Here is a 16,024-nt window from a genome sequence, read left to right as displayed (position 1 = left end):
TCCGCCCTGTGCAACCCCGCTCGCGCGCGATTCCTCCGCCCCACACGCTCCCACCCGCCCCCAACAGCCAGGGTCGGAACGTCCAATCCTGCCATTTGTGCCTGCGCGACATTTCACCTTTTCCAGTGCGTTGGGTTGGCTTTGCCCCACGGCGGTCGCACGATCGTGTGTCTGCATGCCCGCAACGAAGGAGAGCGCGTGATGTCCTCCCGCCCGATCAGGATCCCCGGCCCCGACCATCCGATCACCGTCACGCCTTCGGGTGGACGCGTGGTGGTGCGGGATGGCGATGTCGTCATCGCCGATACCCGCAACGCGCTGACGCTGAAGGAATCGACCTATCCCGCCGTGTTCTACATCCCGCGCGAGGATGCCGACATGGCCAGCCTCAGCCGTACGGAACACGCCACCTGGTGCCCCTACAAGGGCGAGGCATCGTATTTCAGCCTGCCCGGCAACAGCGAACGCGCCATCAATGCCATCTGGACCTACGAGACGCCCGCGGATGCCGTGGCGGCGATCCGCGAGCACCTGGCCTTCTACCCCGACCGCGTGACGATCGAGCACACGCCCGACTGATCCGCCGGAGTTTCCCCTTGCAAGCCATCCTCGACACCTGTAACACGGGCGCCGCGGCCGTCATCGACGCCGCGACGCCCGCCCCGACGCTCGCCGAGCGCTACGACGCCGTGCGCGCCCGCAGTGGCGCGCTGGTCGCCCACCTCGACGCGGAGGACATGCTGGCCCAGTCGATGCCCGATGCCAGCCCCGCCAAGTGGCACCTCGCGCACACCACGTGGTTCTTCGAAACCTTCCTTTTGGGTCCGAACCTGCCCGGTTACGAGGTGTTCGACCCCGTGTTCGCTTACCTCTTCAATTCCTACTACGACGCGATCGGCCCGCGCCATCCGCGGCCGATGCGCGGCCTGCTGACCCGGCCCGGGATCGAACGCGTGCGCGCCTACCGCGAGCACGTCGACGCGCACATGCGCCGTTTCATCGCCAGCGGGCTCGACGGCGAACGCGAGGCGCTGCTGCGGCTGGGCCTCGCCCACGAGGAGCAACACCAGGAGCTGCTGGTGATGGACGTGCAGCACCTGTTTGCCCAGTCGCCGCTCAAGCCCGCGATCGACCCGGGCTGGCAATCCATGGGCGCAGGCCCCGCCGCCCGCTACCGGCATGTCGCCGGTGGTCCCGTGCGGATCGGCGCCGCCGACGAGCCGTTCGCGTTCGACAACGAAGGTCCGCGGCACACGGCGTGGCTGGAACCCTTCCAGCTTGCCGACCGGCTGGTGACCAACGGTCAGTGGCTGGCCTTCATCGCGCAAGGCGGCTACCGCCGGCCGGAACTGTGGTTGTCCGACGGCTGGGCGCAGGCGCAGGCCGAGGGCTGGGACGCGCCGCTGTACTGGCAGCGCGAAGGCGATGCCTGGTTCCACATGACGCCGGGCGGCTGGCGGCCGGTGGATCCCGATGCCGCCGTCTGCCACGTGAGCTTCTACGAGGCCGACGCGTATGCGCGCTGGGCCGACGCGCGCCTGCCGACCGAAGCGGAGTGGGAGCACGCCGTGCGCACGCGACATGACCTGGAACAGGTGGCCGACACCGCGTGGCAGTGGACCGCCAGCGCCTACACGGCATACCCGGGTTTTCGCGCGGCGGACGACGCCGTCGGCGAATACAACGGCAAGTTCATGAGTGGGCAGATGGTGCTGCGTGGCGGTGCATCGATCACGCCGCCCGGGCATTCGCGGCCTTCCTATCGCAACTTCTACCGTCCCGCGCAGCGCTGGATGTTTGCTGGCCTGCGCCTGGCGCGCGACCTTCCGGCCGCAGACGATGACGAGCGTGCGGGCTTCCTGCGCGACACGCTGGCAGGACTGGCGGCGACGCCGAAGGCGTTCTCGCCGAAATACTTCTACGACGGCGCGGGCTCCGCGTTGTTCGAAGCGATCTGCGCCACGCCCGAGTATTACCCCACGCGGACGGAGACGGCCCTGCTGCGCGAGATCGCGCCGGCACTGGCGGCGGCGATTCCCGAGGATGCGGTGTTGCTCGAACTGGGCAGCGGCGCAAGCGAGAAGACACGGCTCCTGCTGGATGCGTCGCCGACGCTGGCGGCCTACGTGCCCGTCGACATCAGCCCGGACGCGCTACAGGGTGCCGCGGAGCGCCTGCGCGCCGCGTATCCGGCGCTGCCGATCCTGCCGGTGGTCGCGGATTTCACCCGGGGCATCGAGGTGCCGGACAAGCTCGCCGGCAAGCCGCTGGTGGCGTTCTTTCCGGGCTCCACCATCGGCAATTTCGAAGCGGGCGAAGCGATCGAGCTCATGCGCTCGGTGCGTCGCCGGTTGGGACGCGGCGCACGCTTCATCGTCGGCGCCGACCAGGTCAAGGCCGTCGAGACCCTGCTCGCTGCGTACGATGATGCGGAAGGCGTCACCGCCGCGTTCAATCGCAACGTGCTGGTGCGGGCAAACCGTGAGCTAGGGGCGGACTTCGATGTCGGCACGTTCGAGCATCGCGCCGTCTGGAACGCGGCGAAGGCACGCATCGAGATGCACCTGGAGAGCCGGGTCGCCCAGGTGGTCCATCTGAACGGGCAGCGTTTCAGCTTCGCCGCCGGCGAGACGATCCACACCGAGAACTCGCACAAGTTCACCCCGGCCTCGTTCGCCGCGCTTGCGGCGGCTTCCGGCTGGACGATCGAGCGGGAATGGATCTCCGCCGAGCCTGCATTCGGCGTGTTCCTGCTGAAGGCCGTGTAGCGGAAGCGGCCGATGGCCGTTCTCGCCCAGGCTCAGCGTGCGTCGGTGAGGGTCATGAAACCCTCGTCGGACACGCTGACCACGGCACGCCGTGTGTCCTGCATGCGCACGGCGTCGTCGGTGGTCGCACCGATGGTCGCGGCCGTCTCGGCCACGCCCACCGGCGAATTGCCGCGACGCTTCTGCCGGCCGACGAACCGGGCGTAGTTGTAGCCGGACCACGCACTGAAGCTGATCGCGGTGGCGAGTGCGACCAGGATGACGATGTGGATGTCGCCGCCGTCGGTGATCGGGTCGAGCAGGTGCAACTGCGACAGTGCATCGCGGATGCCATAGGCCCACGCACCAAGCGTGACCAGTGGCAGCCAGAGGATGGCCCAGCCGACCCAGAGCACGACAGTGACCAGGCCGAACGCGGCCTTCTGCGCGCCGCTCTGGCGTTCCGGACGCTGGATGACGATGGCTTCGGCTTTCATCGCAGTCCCCGGTCCGGGCTGACCCATACCGCGCGCGTGCCCTTGCGCTTCAGCAGCGCCTTGGGCAACGCGACGATCGAGGTCGCCGTGTTGAGCAGCCAGTACACCAGCGGGTACCAGATCATCCAGTAATAATTGCGGCCAATGCGCGTTTCATAGCGGCGGTCGACCAACAGGCTGATCCCGAACTGCAGCAGGCAGATGATGCCCAGCACCACGCCATGCCACTGCGGCAGCAGCGTATCGATATACAGCGAAGGCGGCAGCGGCATTAGCTTGCCGAGCGCCCACAACACGATGATCGTGCCCATGGTGTACGACCACAGCAGGCTGGTGAAGTATTCGAAGGCCACCGGCCACATCCGGCGCTGCTTCCAGTGCAGCAACTTGCCGGTGTAGCGCAAGAGCACCTCCGAGCCGCCCTGGGCCCAGCGCAGGCGCTGCTTCCACAGGCCGCGCACCGTTTCCGGCATGAGGATCCAGCACAGGGCGTTGGGCTCGTAGCGGATCTCCCAGTGGCGCATCTGCAGGCGCCAGCTTACGTCAATGTCCTCGGTCACCATGTCGGTGTTCCAGTAATTGATGTCATGCAGGGCGCTCTTGCGGAAGCAGGCAATCACGCCGGACACCGTGAAGATGCGGCCGTACACGCGCTGCGCGCGCTTGATCAGGCCGATGATCGACGAGAACTCGCCCACCTGCAGCTTGCCGAGCAGGGTGGAACGATTGCGGATGCGCGGGTTACCGGTGACGGCGGCCACGCGCGGGCTTTCCAGCATGTGCGAGACCATCCAGTGCGTGGCGTAGTCGTCGAGCAAGGCGTCGCCGTCCACGCAGACCAGGAAGTCGGCCTTCGACGCCAGCGCCGCGGCACGCAGGCCCATGGCCTTGCCCTGGTTGGAGGCCATGTGGATCACGCGCAGCGTCGGATACTGGTCGAGCAGCTGGTCGAGCTGCGCACCGGTATCGTCGGTGGAACCATCGTTGATCGCGATGATCTCGAAGTTCGGCCACTGCTGCGACGCCAGGTGGGCGATGGTCTCGCGCACCTGCTCACCCTCGTTGTGGCAGGGCACCACCAGCGACACCATCGGGTACTCGGCCAGCTCGGGCGGCTTCACCCGCAGCGGCTCGTTGCGCTCCCAGCGCAGGTAATAGATGACGCCGCCACTCATCCACACCAGCGACATCGCCAGCGGGTAGAAGAAGGCGAACTCGAGCAGGAAATGCAGCACGCCGCCGTTCATCGCGCCGGCACCGGATACGGGTAGTCGGATGCTGAAATAAACGGACGAATGGTTTCGAGGTCCGGGTGGTTGTGCAGGAAATCGTCCGGGTAGTAGCCGATGTGGCGGGCACCCGCCGCCTGGGTCGCACGCATGCGCTCGGTCAGGTCACCCACGTCGATCCGCTTCTTCTTCCGCCAGTCATAGGTCGCGAACTCGAACAGCGTGCGATCCGCGGCACCGGGCTGCTCCAGCACTTTCGACACCAGGTTGCGGTACCAGCCAAGCCGGTCGGACTGTTGGTCGAGCTGCGGCATGGCCATGATCGCGGTCATGTCGTAGGCATTCACGAACGCGCCCAGCGACTGTGCCGTCCATGCTTCGGCATTCGGTTGCAGCACCGGGCGTGCCAGAAGGTTACGCGCAGTGAGCAGCTGCGGGCGCCACTTCTTCATCCGCGCCGTCAGTTCCCGCGTGAAGTCGATCAGGGCCTGGGTATTCTGCGCGGGCGTGTTCTTTGCCCAGGGACCAAGGTTGTCGGTATCCCGAAGGTAGGCGTCGTCGGAGAACAGCACGCCGGCTTCGTCGGTGTGCATGGCAAGGTCTTCGAAGGTGTCGCCGATGAGCTGGCGGACACGCGGGTCATAAGGCGCCAGGCGGTAGTGGTCGCCCCCGGGCGCGGGTTCGCCGGCGAGCGAGGGCAGGTTCTTCTCGTTGGGGAAGCGGAAGGCCAGCACCGGCATCCACGCGTACACCTGCACGCCTGCGCGGGTACGCAGCTGCCAGGAGACCCGCGAGAACAGGTCCGCACGCATCGGCAGGTGGCGGCTGGGGAAGTAGACCGCGTCGGCCACGCCATCGCCATCCGGGTCGGCATACGCCTGCAGCCACACCTGGGTGGGATGCATGCGCTTGATCCGGTCCAGCAATTTGGACAGGTTGCGATCCTGCTGGGCGGGATCGGGGTCGTACACGTAATCGAGGTCGACCTGCACGGCGCGCGTGGCCTCGACGCGGGCCTGGTGGCGGATCAGCCAGCCCAGCCGGTTGGCCGTGATATTGCCGCTGACCAGCAGGCGCGGGATCGTGCCGCCTGCGCCGAGCGAGGGAATCGCGTCGCCCAGGCTGAAGGAAATGTCCATGCCCAGGCGGCCGGCGACGTCCTGGCCCACGCGGGTGAAGGCGCCGTACGGCCACGCGATCGCACGCGGGCGCACGCCGGTGTGCGCGGCGATTTCGTCGGCGCTTTTGGCCAGGTCGGCGCGCACGCGCTCGGCGTATTCGGCTTCGCTTTCGTAGTGCTTCGTCGCGTCGTCGTAGCCGATGTAGGCGGCGGCAGGCATCTGGTTGCCCTGCGGGTTGCCGTTGTTGCCCTGGTGCAGCGCATACGAGTGCGAGGCAAACTCCACCAGACCGGACTTCTGCATCTCGGCGACCTGGTCCCAGGTCAGGAAGCACGAGCGGTCGCAGTCGCTGCCGTTGTATGGCATGCGCTTGCCATCGGGCAGGTCCATCCATGAGCCGACCACGGCGGACAGCGCCGGATAGTTATAGGCACGCAGCAGGGGATAAACACGCGTGTAGAAGCTTTCCAGGCTGTCGTCGAAGGTGAGCAGCACGGCGTCCTTTGGCAACGGCCGGCCACCGCGCGCGGCTTCGCGCACCTGGTCGAAGGTGACGACGTGATAGCCGTTGGCCTTCAACCAGTCGAAGTGGGACACCAGGTGGTCGGTGCTGGTCGCGTCCGGATCGCGGTCGGCATCGAGGCCGACGTCGTCGCGGACGTCGTGGTAGGCGAGCACCACCAGGTTCGGATGCACCGGCGCGACTGGCGCGACCGGTTGCGCGAAGGCGGGCAGGGCGAGCCCGGCGAGGGCTAGCAGGAACAACAGCGGACGCATGACTTTCATTCTCCCCAGTGCAGCGTCAGGTCGAGGACGACGCGATGCTCGCGGCGACCATCGTAAGGTTGGTTGTGCCAGCCGATGCCCCAGCCGAAACGCAGGCCATCGCGCGCCTGCAGGATCTGGCCGTAGCGCACGCTGGCCATCCAGTCGGTGGCATAGCCCTGCTCGGCGTACTGGCCGACGGCGACGTCGAGCCGCTGGCTCACGCTGCGGTCGTAGAACTGGCCGAGCACGTTCTGCAAGCGGCCGGTGAGCGCGTAGCTGTTGTCGCGGCGCGGATTGAAGTAAGGGCGATCGGTCTGCGTGTTCATCGATCCGCCCACTTCCACGCCACCGTCCACCGTCAGGTTCGGCGCGGTGTGCAGGCGTTGGGTGAGCGAGGCGAGCCAGCTGGTGCGCTTGTTGCCGTCGCTGAAGTTGTCGCGCGACACGCCCAGGCGTGCCTCGGTGAGTTCGTTGGCGCGCCAGGTCACCGCGGTATCCAGGGTCTTCGCCGAGATGCCGTAGTACTGCGCGCGCAGCGGCGTGTCTTCGCCGGCGGTGCTGAAATCGGCGGCCACGGCCCAGCGATCGGTCAGCGACCAGTCGAAGCCGGCCTCGAGCGCGGTCTTGCCGACGTAGCGGTCCATCGCCGGCAAGGCCTGCACGTAGGCGGTGATGCCTTCGGCATAGCCACGGATACCCACGCCCGCACGGGTACGGCGGACGCCGCCTTCGGGCAGGTCGGCCGTTGAATAACGACCGAGCGCGAGCACGCGCCAGTGATCGTCGATCAACGGGCTGGCCAGGGTGGCCTGGGTGGTGCCGTCACGGTCGCCATAGTCGGGGCTCGAGCCCTTGCCCTGTTCCGTGCTCAGGTCGAACTGCCAGCCACGCTGGCGGTCCCACGAGCGCACCGCGCGATCGACCTGGCCATTGCGATCGCCCAGCGTCTGCGCCTCGGCAAGCGTTTCGTCGACCTGGTCGTACTGGTATAGCGCACGATACGCATCCGCTTCGCCGATCAACGCATTCGCGTCGCGACGGTTGAGCGTCGAGGCGATATGGAAATCGTCCAGTGCCGTGCGCGGCCAGCCGCGCTGTAGTTCGGTGTTGCCCAGTTCGCGGCGGATCTGCGCGTTGGCGGGTGCCTCGCGGCTCATCGCGTTGAGACGGTCGTAGGCCGATTCGGTCAGGCCCACCGTGTTGCGCAACACCGCGGCATTCAGGTCCGCATCGACCTTGCGCGCGTTCTGGATCGGCAGGCGAATCCCGCGCACGCGTACCCACGGCTGTTCCTTCGCGGCCAGTTCGTCGATGGTGGCGAACGCCTTGTCGGTCTGGCCGGATTCGGAATAGGCATACATCAAGCCGATGCGCGGCTCACTGTCGGTGCCTGCGTACGGGCCGGGCTCCTTGCGGATGCTGTCTTCATAAAGCTTCGCCGACTCCAGCGGCCGGCGTTTGACCAGCATGGCGTCGGCGACGGCACGCTCCACATAAGCAGGCAGGTCGACGTGCTCTTTCTCCAGTTGCTCGTAACGCTGGATGGCTTCGTCGGGCCGGCCGGCCTGGTCCAGCGCCACCAGCAGGTCGAACGTCTCGCGTCGGCGCAGGTCGGCGGGCAAAGAGGTGTCGTCGGCCAGCCGGCGGGCGTCGGCGACTGCCTTGTCGGCCTCGGCATAAGGCGTGCGCGGATCGGCCGGCTCGCCGTTGGCCCAGCGGATTTCGTGGGAAACGTGGTCGGCAGCCAGGCGTGCACCGTCAGCCGGCGACTTCGGCGGCCGCAGCGAGCTGGCCAGCTCGCGGGCGCGAGTGGTTGCACCGAGATCGCTCAGCAGGGCGACATTCAGTTCCAGGGCATCGTGGTCGTCGGGCCAGCGATCGAGGATCGCCTGCACATGACGCAGGGCGTCAACACGGTGGCCCTGGTCGCGCTCGGTGCGCACTTGCGACAACAACGCGTCACGCTCTGGATTCGTCGTCGCCGCCAGCGCCACGTGGCCGTGGAGGGCAAGCGCCAAAGCCAGGCACAAGCGTCCCCGTGGCACGCGCGTTGGGCGCGGCGGTGTCGTGCTGATGATTTGCATACTGCCTTGTGACCTTATTCCTGCCGCCGCGCTATCCATTTCCGGCAACGGTTGAGAATGTGAGAGCGCCGTCCGCTTGGCACGTCGACGGGCTTGCCGTCATGGATGCAAGGGTAGTGCCAAAAATGACAAAATTGTTTACGTGGCGGTTTTGCGCCGACGCTCGGGGATGTCCGTCACGTTGTTGGCCGGTGCGTCGGCTTCCGGGACCACCATGTGGTCGTCGCCGTCCACCTGGATGACCGCGCGGCGGCTTTCCTGCACCAGCAGGGCGTCGTGCACGGAGGTATTCAACACTTCCGCGGCCGCAGGCAGCGGCACTGGCTGCGCCTTCTTGCGCCGCTGGCGTGTTTTCCTGCGCTGGCGGCTCTCATAGAACGACCAGGCGACGATCACCAGCAGGCTCAACGGCGCGATCCACATGATGTCGGTGATCTCACGCGCACTGCCGAGCACGACGCCGGGGATCCAGCGCTCCCACGCGGCGGGCAGGCCAAGCTTGTCGGCCAGCACGTGCAACGCTGGCAGCCACAGGAATCCCCACGCCAGCCAGGCCACCACGGTGAGCGCGGCATAGACGATGCGGCGCGGCAGCGACTGCTTCTCGGGACGATCGATCAGGATGCTATCGGCTTTCATTGGACTCCCCGGTCAGGGCTGACCCACGTTGCCCGGCTACCGTGGCGACGGAATGCCGCCCGCGGCAGGCCAACGACGGAGGTCGCGGTGTTGAGCATCCAGTACGCCAGCGGGTACCAGATCATCCAGTAGTAATGGCGGCCGATCCGCGCCTCGTAGCGGCGGTCGACCAGCAGGCTCAGCATGAACTGGGTAAGGCAGGTGACGCCGAGCACGACGCCATGCCATTGCGGAACCAGCGACGCGACGTGGAACGGTGGCGGTACGTCGGTGAACTTGCCCAGCAGCCACAGCACGATGATCGTGGCCATGATGTACGACCACGCCACGCTGAGGATGTATTCGATCGCAAGCGGCCACATCCGGCGCTGGCGCCAGCGCAGCAGGTCGCCTGCGTAACGCAGCAGTACCTCGGACCCGCCCTGGGCCCAGCGCAGCCGTTGTTTCCACAGGCCGCGCATGGTCTCCGGCATAAGGATCCAGCACAGCGCATTCGGCTCGTACTGCACTTCCCAATGGCGCATCTGCAAACGCCAGCTCACGTCGATGTCTTCGGTCACCATGTCGGTGTTCCAGTAACCGACGTCGTGCAACGCGCTCTTGCGGAACGCGGCGATGACGCCGGACACGGTGAAGATGCGGCCGTAGACACTTTGCGCGCGCTTGATCAGGCCGATGATCGAGGAGAACTCACCCACCTGCAGCTTGCCCAGCAGCGTGGAGCGATTGCGGATGCGCGGATTGCCGGTGACCGCGCCCACGCGGACGTTGCGCATCAGCCGCGAGACCATCCAGTGCGTGGCGTAATCGTCGAGCAGCGCATCGCCATCGATGCACAGCAGGTATTCGCCTTGCGCGGCGAGCGCCGCGGCACGCAACGCCATCGCCTTGCCATGGTTGGATTCCATGTGCATCACGCGCAGCCGCGGTTGCTCGCGCATCAATGCATCGAGGATCGCCCCAGTGTCGTCGGACGAGCCGTCGTTGACGGCGATGATCTCGAAGTCCGGCCAGCGCTGCGCGGCCAAGTGCAGGATGGTTTCGCGAACCTGCTCACCCTCGTTGAAACAGGGCACCACCAGGCTGACGAACGGGTACTCCGCGAGCGGCGCGGGCGATTCGCGATCGTCCATGTGCCGTTCCGTGCGCAGGTAATACACCAGCCCGCCGCTCATCCAGAGCAGCGACATCACCCAGGGGTAGTAAAAAGCGTACTGGAGCAGCGAATGCATCACCGATGCATCTGCCGTCATCCGCTGGTCTCCATGTCGAGCCTGCCGTTCGCCATGGTCGAGCCTCCTTGTGCTAGATCGATTGAAACCAATGGCTTAGGGCCACCATCGGTCTACGCAATTCCGGCACTTTCGGGGGCTGAGTGTGCACGTTTTGTCGACGGAATGCCGAATCCGTTCAGGTTTCCTGCCGATTTCGGGACGGTTAGCCGAGGCTGGGGAAGGCGTTGCGCAGGCCACTGACGATCATCTGCACCGCGATCGCGGCCAGGATCATGCCCATCAGGCGCCGGGCGATGCCGACCGCCTTGGGTGACAGGTAGCGCGCCACGTAGGGTGCGCCGAGCAGCGAAATGGCGAGCACGACGAGGAAGGCGCCAAGGCCGACCGCGAAGGCCAGGGCCATGTTGGTATTACGTGCGGTCTGCCCCTGCACGATGAGCGTGGCGATGGCGCCCGGGCCCAACAGCAGGGGAATCGACAACGGATACACCGCGACGTCTTCGGCCTCGGCCATGGCTTCCGCCTCGGAGACGGTCGGCGCGTGCTGGCTGCTCGGCGCGCCGTGCAGCATGTCCAGCGCGATGAGGAAGACCATCACCCCGCCGGCGAGCCGGAAGTCGTTCACCGTCACGCCGAACACGGCGAGGATCGCCCCGCCGAGCGCGGCCGCGACGACGCAGCCGATGCTCACCGCGAAGATCACCGCCCAGGCGACCTTGCGCCGGTTGGCTTCGGTCAGGCCGTCGGTCAGCGACAGGAACAGCGGCACGTTCGCGATCGGATTCATGATCGCGAACATCGCGGTGAACACTTTGATGGCGAAGGTGATGTCGAAGGACATGCCGGGAGGCTCAGCTATCCGAGGCGACCGCGTCGCGCGGATCGGTCGAGACGACCTCGGACGGGCAGGCGTCGCGCAGGCGCATCTGCACCGACATCAGCTTCCAGCCGTCACCGAACACGCTGCCCTTCGGCTGCAGGTCTTCCTCGATCCGATAGGTCGCCACGCGACCGTTGTCCCTGGCCACGCACCACTGGCTGATCCGCTGCGACTCGACCTGGGTCATCGAGGTGCCGTCCAGGCGCGAGTGGGTCTGGTAGATGAACTGTTGGGCCGTGCCCGACTTCAGCGGTGCGACGCCTTCGGAGATGGGCTTGTCCTTGCTGCCCGCCCAACCTTCCGCGGCGTAAGCGTCGAAGCGCCTGATCACCTCGGGCCGGACCTTGCGGGCGTCCGCATCGCGTAGCGTGCGCGTTACGTCGCCCGATACCTGCGTGGACGCCATCGCCGCGCCGGAAGCCACGAGGGCCAGGGCGACGCAAACCTTGACGATCTTCATCCTTCGATCTCCGTGGGGTTGGCCAGCCGAGCGTAGCATTGCCACGGCGCCGTGAGACCGCACCGTCGTGCGCAGGAACGGCATCAGGGCAGGGCCAGTTCCGCGGCGGCCTGCGTAAGCGGCTCGCCCGATACCCGGAGCAGGCCGGTATAGGGCGCTTCCAGTTCCATGACCAGGAAGATCGAGCCGGAGAAGGCAAGGGCGGTGCAGAACATCACGACGCGGACCGACGGGTTATGCATGGCGAAGATCCCCATGCCGATGAAGATCAACACGATCCACGCCGTGACCACGACCAGCAGGGGCGTCGGCTCGGAAGCCTTCTCGTGCTCGGAGGTGAGGATCCGCTCCTTGCCGAGGTCTTCGGTGATCTGCAGTGCACGATGCTGGAACCACCACTTCGCGTCGGAATCGGGTTGCAGTTTGAGGATGGCCTGCTGCAGTTCGGTGATGAGGCTAAGGCTGGTATGGGGCAGGCGGAACGCGATCTTCTCCATCTCGCCACCCGGCGCCACGCGCTCGGTAGCACGGGCAAGGAACGCGCGCAGGTTGGCGCGGATCGGCGCGGTTTCCTGCCCGTAGCCCGACAGCGCGCGGTCCATGAGCAGGACCGAGGTCGACACGCCGATGATGTCGTCGTTGGCCCGGTCAAACGTGGCGCGCGCCGAGGTCACCATGAAACCCAGGACCAGCGCCGCGAGCGTAGCCATCATGCTTATGCCGAACTGCGCGGCCTTCTGCGCTTCGTAGACACGGTGTTGTTCGGGCAGGTGCCGTGCGATCCACTCGCCGAGGTAAAGGCTGCCACAGGCAAGGATCAGGACGAGCAGCGACACGAAAATGGGTAGCATCGGCGGTCCCTGGTGACCTGCGAACGGCCCCCGGCCGCGCCGCCCATGATCCCCATGCGTCGAAACGCGATCTTTTACCAATGCGCGGTGGTTTGCTGAAACGGGTCGCCGCTTCGCGGCCAGAAAAAAAGCCCCGAAAGCGATGCCTTCGGGGCTTCTCGTCGTTAGATATTGGTGGAGCGGAGGAGGATCGAACTCCCGACCTCTGCATTGCGAACGCAGCGCTCTCCCAGCTGAGCTACCGCCCCACGTGAGCGTTGGATGTTATCAGGCCGTCCCGGGGGCGCCAAGCCCCCGGAAAAGCTCAATGCGGCAGCAGCGCCGAGAGCCGGTCGAACAGCACCTCGCGACGCCAGCCTTCCATCGCTTCGGGCCACTCACCGCCGCTCATGACGTATTCCTCCATGGTCCGGCGCGAGCAGAGCAGGCCGGGAGGGAGGTCGAGATGGCCGGCGAGGGTGTCGACCGCGCTGCGCATCTCGTTGATGGCCCGCTTGGCATCGCCCATGGGGTGGCCGACGATCGTCGCCGTGGCCTCGATCTCGTCGGCTTCCACCGGCCGGCGCAGCAGGGCGAACAGTTCCTCGCGCTGGGCCGAGCGCAGGGAGCGCGTGCCGCGGGTCAGTTCTTCCAGCTTCGCGAGCGTCTCCGGCAGCTTGCCGGCGAGGTCGAGGGCGTGCGCGTCTTCGAGCAGCCACGAGCGCGGCTTGTCCAGCGCGCGGGCGGTGGTCTCGCGCCAGCGCAGGACGCGGCGGAGCAGGGCCTGGCGTTCGCGCGGCCAGTCGGCCGCCGGTTTGAACCCGCGTTGCGGCTGCGGGTCGCCTTCGCGCTGGCTCGCGCGACGCTTCATCCGCGCGCAATCCTCGGCATGCCACGCCTCGCGCCCGCGTTCGGCGAGGCGCTCGGTGAGGATGGCGTGGACCGGATGCAGGTGGACGACGTCGAGGGTGGCGTAGAGCTTCTGCGAATCGGTGAGAGGGCGCTGCAGCCAGTCGCTGCGGGTCTCGCCCTTGTCCAGCTCGGCACCGACCAGGTCGGCGACCAGGGCGCGATAGCTGATGCCCAGGCCCATGCCGACGAAGGCCGCGGCGATCTGCGTATCGAACAGGGTGTGCGGGCCGTCCGGCAGGAACGGTGCGAGGGCTTCGAGATCTTCACCGGCGCTGTGCATCACGGTGACCACCGGTGCGTCGGCGAATACGGGGCGCAGGCTTTCGCCCAGCGGCACGGCCAGCGGGTCGATCAGCGCGTAGCGTCCTTCGTGCGCCAGCTGCAACAGCGCCAGTTGCGGATAGAAGGTGTTCCGTCGCATGAATTCCGTGTCGAGGCCGACGACGGCACCGGCGGCAACGGGTGCGAGCCAGGCGTCCAGCTCGTCGCGGCGTTCGATCCAGGGGGCGGCGTGAGCGAGTTCGCTCGATGACATGGGGCGTCCTTGTAAGTAAACGGAGCCGTGCGTCACGTGTTGCCCTGCAGCGCACGATTCCCTAAGGTGGCACCGCACGATAGCAGGCCCACGCGGAACCGCCCACCATGCCGAACACCGAGACCGTCCGCCGACAGCGCGCCATTGGCGGTTCGCTTGGCGTGGCCGTGCTCGCTTTCGCCCTGTTCTATCACTTTTTCCCGCAACTGCTGCACGTCGATCCGGGCCAGCAAGCCGCGCGCACGCCCGCGCGCAGCCAGCCGGGCACCATGGGGTTCGACCAGCGTCCGCAGGCGGCGCCGCAAGCCGTCGCCTCCGAGGTCGATGCGGGGCCACCGTTGGTACTCGCCCCGGCGGCGGTCATCGCCGCACGGCGTCGCGACAAGACGCCGGAAGCCGCACTGCCTGCCCAGGCCACGCCGGATACGCCGGAGTTCAGCGCCTTGCTGGATCGCGCCGACAAGGCCCTCGCCGCCGATCGCCTCGTGGGTGGCAAGGACAGCGCGGCGGCGTTGTATGCCACGGCATTGAAAGAGAAGCAGGATAGCCAGCGCGCGCTTGCGGGCATGGACGAGATCCGCGCGCGCCTGGCCGCGGAGATCGAACAGGACATCGCGCTGGGCGATGCCGACGCCGCGCGTGACTCGCTGACGGCGCTCAAAGCCTTGCCGAACGGCGCGAAGGACGCGCAGCCGCTGCTGCAGCAACTGGCCGTGCTCGACAAGGTGCGCCCGCTGCTGACCACGGCAGCAACGCAGTTGCAGGCCGGCAAGGCGAGCCAGCCGCATGGCGACAGTGCGCTGGACACGTATCGGCAGGTGCTCCAGCTCGACCCGCAGAATGCGGTGGCGATCCAGGGCATCGGCCAGGTGCAGCACGTCGTGCTCGATCGCGCCCTTGCGGCTGTCGCCCAGAGCGATTTCACGACGGCCGACAACGCCCTGGCCGAAGCCGCGGCGATCGAGCCGGGCTCGCAAGCCTTGCAGGACACGCGCGGCCGGATCGAAGGCATGCGCCGCCAGAGTGGCGCGGCCATGCTGGCCCAGGCCCGTTCCGCGCTGGATGGTGGCAACCTGGAACTGGCCCAGCAGCTTGCGGCGAAAGCCCAGCAGGTAAGCCCCGACCTGGCCGGCATCGACGATTTCAACGAGCGCGTGACCAACGCGAAGCTCTACGCCAGCTACAAGCCCGGCCAGGTGTTCGCCGATCGCTTCGTCGATTCGACCGGGCAGGCGCCGGCGATGGTCGTAGTCCCCACCGGCAAGTTCATGATGGGTTCGCCCGATGGCGAAACGGGGCACGACGCGAACGAAGCGCCGTCGCACGAGGTGGAGATCGCCAAGGGTGTCGCGCTGTCGCGCAGCGCCGTGACCATCGGCCAGTTCCGCGATTTCGTACGCTCCAGCGGTTACGTGCCGCAGTCGCAGACGCTCGGTGGCAGCAGCGTCTATGACGAACAGAGCGGCGGCCTGCGCGACGATGCGTCGGCGACCTGGCAGGACGACTACGCCGGCAAGCCGGGTGCCGACCGGCTACCGGTGGTCAACGTCTCGTGGAACGATGCCAAGGCCTACGCGGACTGGCTCTCCCAGCGCAGCGGCAAGACGTATCGCCTGCCAAGCGAGGCGGAATTCGAATACGCGCTGCGTGCCGGCAGCACCACCCGCTACTGGTGGGGCGATGGCACGCCGTCGTCGCATGTGGAAAACCTCACCGGTGCGAACGACCGCTCCGGCTCCGGGCGACGCTGGAGCAACGCCTTCAACGCCTACAAGGACGGCTACTGGGGGCCGGCACCGGTGATGAGTTTCACGCCCAACCCGTTCGGCCTGTACGACATGGGCGGCAACGTTTCGGAGTGGGTCGCCGACTGCTGGCACGACAATTACATCCGTGCCCCGCGCAGTGGCGAAGCCTGGGTCAATCCCGGTTGCGGCCGGCGCGTCATCCGCGGCGGTTCGTGGGGCAGCGCACCGGACATGGTCCGGTCGGCCTACCGCCAGGGTGCCACGGCCGACCTGCGCAGTGCCCGCGTCGGCTTCCGCGTCGCGCGCGAGCTGTAGGCCTTTCCCATCCTGCGCATCGCT

At 67.1% G+C, this 16,024-nt stretch carries 13 protein-coding genes and 1 tRNA gene; 3 read left to right on the top strand and 11 right to left on the bottom strand.

The genetic code is table 11. The annotated features are described in order from the left end of the window. Positions 1-201: 201 nt before the first annotated feature. Both KPL74_07275 and egtB read left to right on the top strand, forming a co-directional pair. Positions 202-579 carry a DUF427 domain-containing protein gene (locus KPL74_07275; protein ID QWT21798.1) on the top strand — a complete coding sequence of 126 codons (378 nt, stop codon included), beginning with the start codon at positions 202-204 and terminating at the stop codon, positions 577-579. A gap of 17 nt (positions 580-596) precedes the next feature. Beyond that, positions 597-2,768: an ergothioneine biosynthesis protein EgtB gene (egtB, locus tag KPL74_07270; GenBank protein ID QWT21797.1), complete on the top strand. Its 2,172-nt coding sequence runs from the start codon at positions 597-599 to the stop codon at positions 2,766-2,768. Positions 2,769-2,800: 32 nt separating this feature from the next. On the opposite strand, the gene pgaD (KPL74_07265) is transcribed toward egtB, so the two are convergent. The 11 genes from pgaD (KPL74_07265) to rnd form a co-directional block, all read right to left on the bottom strand. Further along, positions 2,801-3,244 (bottom strand): poly-beta-1,6-N-acetyl-D-glucosamine biosynthesis protein PgaD, encoded by a 444-nt coding sequence (gene pgaD / locus KPL74_07265; protein QWT21796.1) that lies wholly within the window; start codon positions 3,242-3,244, stop codon positions 2,801-2,803. Then, positions 3,241-4,491: a poly-beta-1,6 N-acetyl-D-glucosamine synthase gene (pgaC, locus tag KPL74_07260; GenBank protein QWT21795.1), complete on the bottom strand. Its 1,251-nt coding sequence runs from the start codon at positions 4,489-4,491 to the stop codon at positions 3,241-3,243. The genes pgaD (KPL74_07265) and pgaC (KPL74_07260) overlap by 4 nt, the downstream gene beginning before the upstream one ends. Continuing rightward, complete coding sequence (gene pgaB / locus KPL74_07255; protein QWT21794.1) at positions 4,488-6,371, bottom strand: poly-beta-1,6-N-acetyl-D-glucosamine N-deacetylase PgaB; 1,884 nt, start codon at positions 6,369-6,371, stop codon at positions 4,488-4,490. Before pgaB ends, pgaC (KPL74_07260) begins: the two co-directional genes overlap by 4 nt. 5 nt (positions 6,372-6,376) lie before the next feature. Then, complete coding sequence (gene pgaA, locus KPL74_07250; protein ID QWT21793.1) at positions 6,377-8,392, bottom strand: poly-beta-1,6 N-acetyl-D-glucosamine export porin PgaA; 2,016 nt, start codon at positions 8,390-8,392, stop codon at positions 6,377-6,379. Positions 8,393-8,584: 192 nt separating this feature from the next. Continuing rightward, the gene (gene pgaD / locus KPL74_07245) at positions 8,585-9,085 is read right to left on the bottom strand and encodes a poly-beta-1,6-N-acetyl-D-glucosamine biosynthesis protein PgaD (GenBank protein QWT21792.1); all 501 of its coding nucleotides are present in this window, start codon (positions 9,083-9,085) and stop codon (positions 8,585-8,587) included. Beyond that, complete coding sequence (gene pgaC / locus KPL74_07240; GenBank protein QWT22589.1) at positions 9,082-10,320, bottom strand: poly-beta-1,6 N-acetyl-D-glucosamine synthase; 1,239 nt, start codon at positions 10,318-10,320, stop codon at positions 9,082-9,084. Before pgaC (KPL74_07240) ends, pgaD (KPL74_07245) begins: the two co-directional genes overlap by 4 nt. A 202-nt stretch (positions 10,321-10,522) precedes the next feature. Further along, complete coding sequence (locus tag KPL74_07235; protein ID QWT21791.1) at positions 10,523-11,161, bottom strand: MarC family protein; 639 nt, start codon at positions 11,159-11,161, stop codon at positions 10,523-10,525. Positions 11,162-11,171: 10 nt separating this feature from the next. Continuing rightward, positions 11,172-11,660, bottom strand: coding sequence for a hypothetical protein (locus KPL74_07230; GenBank protein ID QWT21790.1), 489 nt, complete (start codon positions 11,658-11,660; stop codon positions 11,172-11,174). 83 nt (positions 11,661-11,743) lie between these two features. Then, on the bottom strand, positions 11,744-12,511 hold the full coding sequence (locus tag KPL74_07225; protein QWT21789.1) for a hypothetical protein: 768 nt from the start codon (positions 12,509-12,511) through the stop codon (positions 11,744-11,746). Between the two features lie 172 nt (positions 12,512-12,683). Beyond that, a tRNA-Ala gene (locus tag KPL74_07220) sits at positions 12,684-12,759 on the bottom strand. Positions 12,760-12,815: 56 nt separating this feature from the next. Further along, on the bottom strand, positions 12,816-13,937 hold the full coding sequence (rnd, locus tag KPL74_07215; protein QWT21788.1) for a ribonuclease D: 1,122 nt from the start codon (positions 13,935-13,937) through the stop codon (positions 12,816-12,818). A gap of 107 nt (positions 13,938-14,044) precedes the next feature. On the opposite strand from rnd, the gene KPL74_07210 reads away from it, so the two are divergent. After that, positions 14,045-16,000, top strand: a complete 1,956-nt coding sequence (locus KPL74_07210) for an SUMF1/EgtB/PvdO family nonheme iron enzyme (GenBank protein ID QWT21787.1) — start codon at positions 14,045-14,047, stop codon at positions 15,998-16,000. Positions 16,001-16,024: the final 24 nt, after the last annotated feature.

Source organism: Bacillus sp. NP157, from assembly GCA_018889975.1.
In the GTDB taxonomy this organism is placed as follows: Bacteria; Pseudomonadota; Gammaproteobacteria; order Xanthomonadales; family Rhodanobacteraceae; genus Luteibacter.
Note: the sequence above shows the minus strand (reverse complement) of the source record. Positions and strands in the feature narration are given on the sequence as shown.